Raw genomic sequence first — 6078 nt, 5'->3', positions numbered from 1 at the left:
CGTTGCATGGGGAGGCCGCTACGACGGAATGCCTCGACAACGGTGCACTCGACGAGACCGATGAAAGGGATCGACGGCATGCCCGGATCGGCCTCTATCGCCGTGATCACCGGACCCTGAGACACGCTGGCGCTACCTGGGCGTTGCCGTTCGTAGCCCTTGGCCGAAGTCGCCAGCGTCGACGGGCTCATGCCGACGAGCCGGGCAGCTTGGGTGACGGTGTACAGCGGCGTTTCGAATCGTTGATCCTTCACTCTGCACCTCCGATCGTTGAGCTTGCCTTCAATATACGCGGCGCTTGTCACACAGTGGCTGACGGTTCGCCCGACCTACAGCTCCAGCTCGATGTCGTCGGGCGATGTGGCGGCCCGGGCGTTGCGCTCAACGACGGTCAGCTCGGTGTCAGCCACGGTCAGCTTGTAATCCCTGCGTGGGTCGAAATCGTCGAACAGGTCGACTCGGTCGAGCACTTCGCCGACGAGCTTCTTGACGTACAGGCGTGGCGCCACGCCGACCTTGGACCCGAGTTCGCCCGTGACGGCTTGTGCAAGCGCCAGCAGGTAGCTGTCGTCGCACAGCGACATGACTCGATCTGGATGGTCCGCGCCAGCAGCGAACAGGTCGCGCACACGGGCACCGACGTTGACCAGCGCATCGAGGTCGAAGCCCTGCAGCCGCACCTGTACTGCACGAGGGTTGTCGAACTTCGGGTCGCCACCAAAGTCGGTGTGCATGCGCTGCGCGAGCGGGATGAGTCGCTGCACACCCTGTGCTCCGTCGTAGAAAGCCGGTGTGCCGGTGATGACGAGGTAGAGGCCAGGGAACCGGCCTTCGTACAGATCGTCGATGAACTTGCGGAGCGCTTCGAGCCCCTTGTCGCGCGTGTCGGAACGCATCCGCTGCATCGTCTCGACCTCATCGAGCACGAGTACGAGCCCACCGAATCCGGCATCGCGCAGGATGGTTAACAGCCCGGCGAGGAATGAGAGGGCGGCGTCGTGGTCGAGGTCGCCCTTGATGCCGGCGGACTTCTTCACCGATGCAGCAACATGCGGCTGTCCACCGAGCCATGCAATCAAGCCGTCGGCAACTGGCCGGTCACCGGCGTTGGTTGCCGCGAGGTAGGCGCGTAGCACGGCCGAGAACGCCGGCGCGGTTCGAGTCACTTCGGCGAGCCGCTGTTCCATCAACTCGGTCGTTCGGGCGGTCAATGCGTCGCCGTCGTTGGGATCAACGTCGCCGCCAGCGAGCACCTCGTCTTCGAGCGCGAAGAACCATGAGTCGATGACGGTGCGGAGCCCGCCGGTGCGGACGGTGGAGGTGGAGAGCTGCTCGACGAGCCGTCGGTAGATCGTCTGGTACCGATGCATTGGCGTGTCGGTCTCGGAGATCTGCACCTCTGAGGTGGCGAGCCCGCGCGCCTTGGCGCGTTCGGCGAGCCAGCGCGTGATGAACGTTTTGCCCGCGCCGTACTCGCCACGGATGGCTTTGAACACGCCAGCACCCGAGGCAACGCGATCGAGTTCTTCGTCGAAGGTGTCGATGAACCGGTCCAGCCCGACAGCGAGAGCGTCGAGCCCTTGGGCGGGAACGGTGCCGCGACGCAAGGCATCGAGGATCTCGGTACGTCGTTGCGGTGAGATCTCGATCATCGGTTTGGCCCTCCTGGCGGACGACATTGCACTTGGCCGAAAAAAGAGACAGACCCTCTGCCGAAGCGGAGGGCCGTCTGGACCGGCAGACCGGGAGTGAACACGGTATGTCCGGCGGTGATTGAGACATGGTCTACCACATCACAAGCGTAAGGAGGTCGGGTGCGCGGGAGCATCGGCCGTTGGACGCACCTGACGGGTGGACGTAGCCGAGCTGCAACGCCGATCACAGGTTGAGCTGCCGTTCGAGGAGTGGGCGGTCGAACTTGACGTGGCCGTTGGCAGCATCGATCACGAGGTAGCCGTCGATGTTCAGCAGTATCTGGATCTGCGTGAGCATGCGCCCGATACGGACCTTGGGCACCCCAGCACGTTCGGCCACGCGGGCCTCAGCAAGAGAGGTTCCGCCGGTGCCATCGAGAATAGCCAGGATCTTCTCGACGACGACGGGGTCGAGGCGCGACGAACTGATCTTTGACTGGACGTACTCGGACGCCATGATCGCGCTGATGGCAACCGACGCGGTCGACACTCCGACCTCGACCTCGACCTCGGGTTCTGGGTCGAACAGCGATGGGGCGGCCGGTTTGGCGCTCTTGGCCTGCGCAGGAACCGGCGGAGCTTCCTTGACCGGGGCTTCGGCCACATCGGCTGCGTTCCACCACGCGGGCGGATCAATCGAGGTGGGCTCCCAGCCGTCGATATCCTCGCTGCTCAACACCGCAAGCGGCACCGTGGCTTCGGCGAGTGTGAGGCCGCCGTGGTAGCCGTTCTTGCTCGGCCCGTACCGCAGCTGCTCGACCCACGGCAGCACCACGGCGTGATCGTTGTCGACGACCCGCGGCCCACTCACCAGGATCTCCCCGGCGCCTGCTGGGCCGGTGCCGGTGTTTCGCCAGCGTTCGCCACCGTCACCGCCACCTTGGCGGAGCTCGCTTTTGCGTTCGAGGATGTGGCCGTGGTCGCTTGTCAGGACGACGGCACGCCCGGCGCTGCGGGCAGCTTCGAGGATTTCGCGGAGCGGTGCGAGTTCGTCGAGACCCCAGCCTGAAGGTGGTTGGGTGACGTCCTTGAGTCGCTCGTCGATGTTGTTGAGCACGATGCCCACGACCTTGATACGCGGATCGCTGATGGTCGCCAGCGCTTCGTGCGCAATGGTGTCGAGCCCGCCGACGCGCAGGTCGGTCTTGTGGAACAGCACGGGCGGACGCTGCGCGTCGCTCGCTGCCAGCAGCGCAGGGTGAGCGGGAAACGCTCGACCCTCACTGCCCTTGTCGCCGCTGCGGAGGCGCCCGCACAGCAGGCTGGTCCGGCTCAATTCGGTCACGGTCGGGAGCGCAGCAACGACCGGCTTCCGCACAACGGCGGCTCCGTCCGCGTACGGGGTCCACCCCTGTCGGCCGAGGACGTCGAGCACCTCGGTGAAGTTGGGCCAGCTCATGCCGTCGAGTACGACGACCAGCGTGGGGGTGATCAATGCGAGTGGCGCAACGACGGTTGCGATCACGTCTTCGATGCCGATGAGCCGGTCGCCGAGAGGTTGTGCAGCACCCTTGAGAACGCCCGACTGCGCCGCAGCTCGTTCGTGGACAGCTGCGTCGGCATCTACGGTCAGTGCTGCGTACAGGTCTGCTGCGCCTGGCTCGGTATCGCTTTGTGACACGGCGGTGCGGGCACGATCGAGCCAGGCTCCGTCGGCGGTGTAGCCGATGAAAGCGTCAGCGGTGGTGGTTGCCACTGGTAGTTCGAAGCCGCGTCGAATGATCCGCTGCGCCATGCGAAGTCGGTGCACCCGGCGCTGCTCTTCGCGGAATCCGATGTGGGCTTCGACGACCGTGATGGCGTTCTCGGCTTCGTGAGCGAGTGCGTCGCTGGCTGGTTGGGCCTTCCAGGCGGTGAGCGCCTGAGCTGCATTCGCGATGCGAGCGACGAATCCGATGGGCAAGACCGAGGACCGGGCAGCACTGGCGGCTAGCCCCCACTGCGGAACCAGCCGGTCGCCGGCGGTCAGCCACGCGGCAGTGCGGCCAATGTCGGTCCGCGGGTCCTCGAGGTAGCGAACGACGGCGGTGCTCGCATCGCGATAGGCCTCGTCGCTGAGCCCGGGTTCGCCCAGCTCGAGTTCGAGCCGCAGCCGGGCGTCCAGCGCTGGAGTATCGGTGCTGAAGATCACGTCGGCAGCGAGGCACAAGGGCATCAGCTCTGCGCTCTTGCCTGCTCGAAGTGCTGTGAAGACGACGGTGACGCCGGGCCCTGATCGGGCGGCCAGGTGACGTTCGAGTTGATCGATCACGTCACTCGATGATTCCCGAACGGCACGCGCAGCAGATGGCTGGGTACCCCAGAGCAAAATGTCGATGAGTGTCGTTTCGGTGAGCCCGAGGAGCCGCTCGACGAGCGCATCGAGCGCGGTATCGAGGTCGAGCATCTTGTTGGTGATGGCGGGGTAGCCAACGACTGGCCGGGCTTCGATCAGCGCGTCGGCGAGGTACTTGTGTGCGGCGAGGGCCTGCGACACATGATCGGCGCCGAACAGCTGCGACACGGTCTCCCACCTGTTGACCGTGTGCAGCTTGCGCTTCACAGCTCGCGCGAGTAGGTCGTCGCCGAGCGTTGCCGAGTCGCAGCCGGTGAGCACGATGAGTGGCACGTCACGCGGCCGAGCTGCATGCGCTCGAATTTCCAGTGGTGACGAGCTGGCCACGATGCTCACTGTCCGGCCTCCGGCCGAAACCTCAGCAGGCGCCGACTCTGGGTCGGCGCGCACGAGTAGCAGCGGTGCCGGGTCGACGGCTGGGTCGATCAGCCGGTCGAGCAGCGGTTCGAGCTGTGCTCGAGTGACGACGGGAAGCGTCACGCGTCGTCCTCGACAGTCCAGGTCACCGTGATTGACTTGTGCGACCGAACCTCATCACGCAGTTCGCCAACGACGACGTCGAACTCTGCTTCGGACTTCACGGTTCGCGAGGTGGCACCGACGGGTGGCACGGGAGGCATGGGCTTGTCGCCCACTGGGGGAGCGAGTGACCTCACGTAGTTCGTCGCTTGCGTTTCGATGGCCTGTTCGGCAGCTTCGAACCCGGTGACGATTTCATCTGACGTCAACGCCTCGGTGGCGGGCGCTTCCACGACGGGCCGAGCCGTGCTCCACAAATCGAGGTTGGCCCGCCCGAGTGCGGCGGCGACGGTGCGGGCGGTGGTGAGGCTCTTCGCGACAGCCTCATTGCTCGTTAGCGCGCGCAAGGAGGCGAGCTGTTCGACCACTTCGGCGTCGCTCGCCGACTTGAGGCCGAGTACCAGATCGCGTGCAGCCCTGGCCGTGTCGAGGCGGTTGCCAGCGTCAAGGCTCCAGCTGGAGTACGCGGCGCCGCAACGGGCCACCAGGTCTTCTGCCGGAATGACCAGCTCGTTCGCCTTGGCCTTCGCTTGGCGGGCGAGGGAGCCGACTTCGGGGCCGTTCACTCGCTTGCTGACCGTGATGCCGAAGATGATCGCAGCGCGCTCGGCGGCGGCAGCCCAACGTTCCTTGGTCGGCAGATCTTCTTTCACAATGAGCGTGTCGCCCGAGAGTTGGCGCGAGAATTCGGGTTCGACAGTGGCACCGTGGTCAGTCATGCGATGATCGGACTGGGCTGCGACGGTGGCGATCACGAGGTCGGCGACCTTCGGGTCGAGCCCTCGCGGCCCGCCGCTCACGGTGTCGATCCGGGCCCGCATGTCGCCCACGGTTGACGTGCCGCCATCGGCGGTCGCCGCGCTGAGATGACGGTCGAGTTCGTTGTACCAATAGTCGCCGAGCTTGAAGTGCGACTCGTGCATCATGCCGAGCTGCAGTGCATTCGCGATATTACGCAACGCCGCACGGTTGCTGCTCTCGACCACAACACGTCCGTCGTCGTCGGCGAGTGACCGCTTGGTTTCAGTCCATGTTGTGCGGAGTTGAGCAGCGGTCACCTTCGAGTCGAAGTGTGGGTGGCCCGGGTACAGCGCTGTGAAGACCTGGTCGCAGAGTTGGCCGAGCGCGCCGTTCATTGTCGGCTCGGTGGTGGGCCGCACCGAGACGGCGGGGGCGAGGCTCCGGTAGTGCTGGGTGAGCGAGTGGGCGGTGTCGACGAAGGAACTGGGCGTATTGACCACGCCATATGCAGAGAGGATTGCTTCGCTCAGCTGAGCGGCGAGCTGGTTGCGCAGGTTTTCGATGATCGGCTTGGCTTCGGCGCGTTGGCTGGCCGACAGGTGGCCGGTGTGCTGCTCGAACCGGTCGAGCTTGAGTACTTCGTCGACGGCGACGAAGTTCCGTAGTGCGGTCAGGCCTTCGTTGTTGAAGAACGACGGAAGCCAGCACACGGTGTTCGACGGGTCGTGGGCGTCGGTCCAGGCGTCGAGCCGTTCGAGGTCGTCGTCGGGTGATTTGCCGCTCTGGTCG

The 6078-nt window shown here is 65.3% G+C and carries 3 protein-coding genes and 1 pseudogene; all 4 read right to left on the bottom strand.

What is annotated here, in order from left to right; all coding sequences use genetic code 11:
* Positions 1-254 (bottom strand): annotated as a pseudogene (locus ACH2EI_RS22135) (DUF433 domain-containing protein); the annotation flags it as partial.
* 75 nt (positions 255-329) lie between these two features.
* Complete coding sequence (brxD, locus tag ACH2EI_RS22130) at positions 330-1652, bottom strand: BREX system ATP-binding protein BrxD (protein ID WP_395154359.1); 1323 nt, start codon at positions 1650-1652, stop codon at positions 330-332.
* A 226-nt stretch (positions 1653-1878) separates the two neighbouring features.
* Positions 1879-4509 (bottom strand): BREX-2 system phosphatase PglZ, encoded by a 2631-nt coding sequence (pglZ, locus tag ACH2EI_RS22125; RefSeq protein ID WP_395154360.1) that lies wholly within the window; start codon positions 4507-4509, stop codon positions 1879-1881.
* On the bottom strand, positions 4506-6078 hold a 1573-nt coding region (locus tag ACH2EI_RS22120; protein ID WP_395161625.1), incomplete at its 5' end, for a hypothetical protein. The genes pglZ and ACH2EI_RS22120, both read right to left, overlap by 4 nt.

This window comes from Ilumatobacter sp. (genome assembly GCF_041688325.1).
Classification (GTDB): domain Bacteria; phylum Actinomycetota; class Acidimicrobiia; order Acidimicrobiales; family Ilumatobacteraceae; genus Ilumatobacter_A.
The sequence above is the reverse complement of the archived record's forward strand: the minus strand, read 5'-3'. Positions and strand labels throughout refer to the sequence as shown.

Coding starts and splice junctions, on each gene's coding strand:
- brxD (WP_395154359.1), bottom strand. CDS start 1,652: ATGATCGAGATCTCACCGCAACGACGTACCGAGATCCTCGATGCCTTG.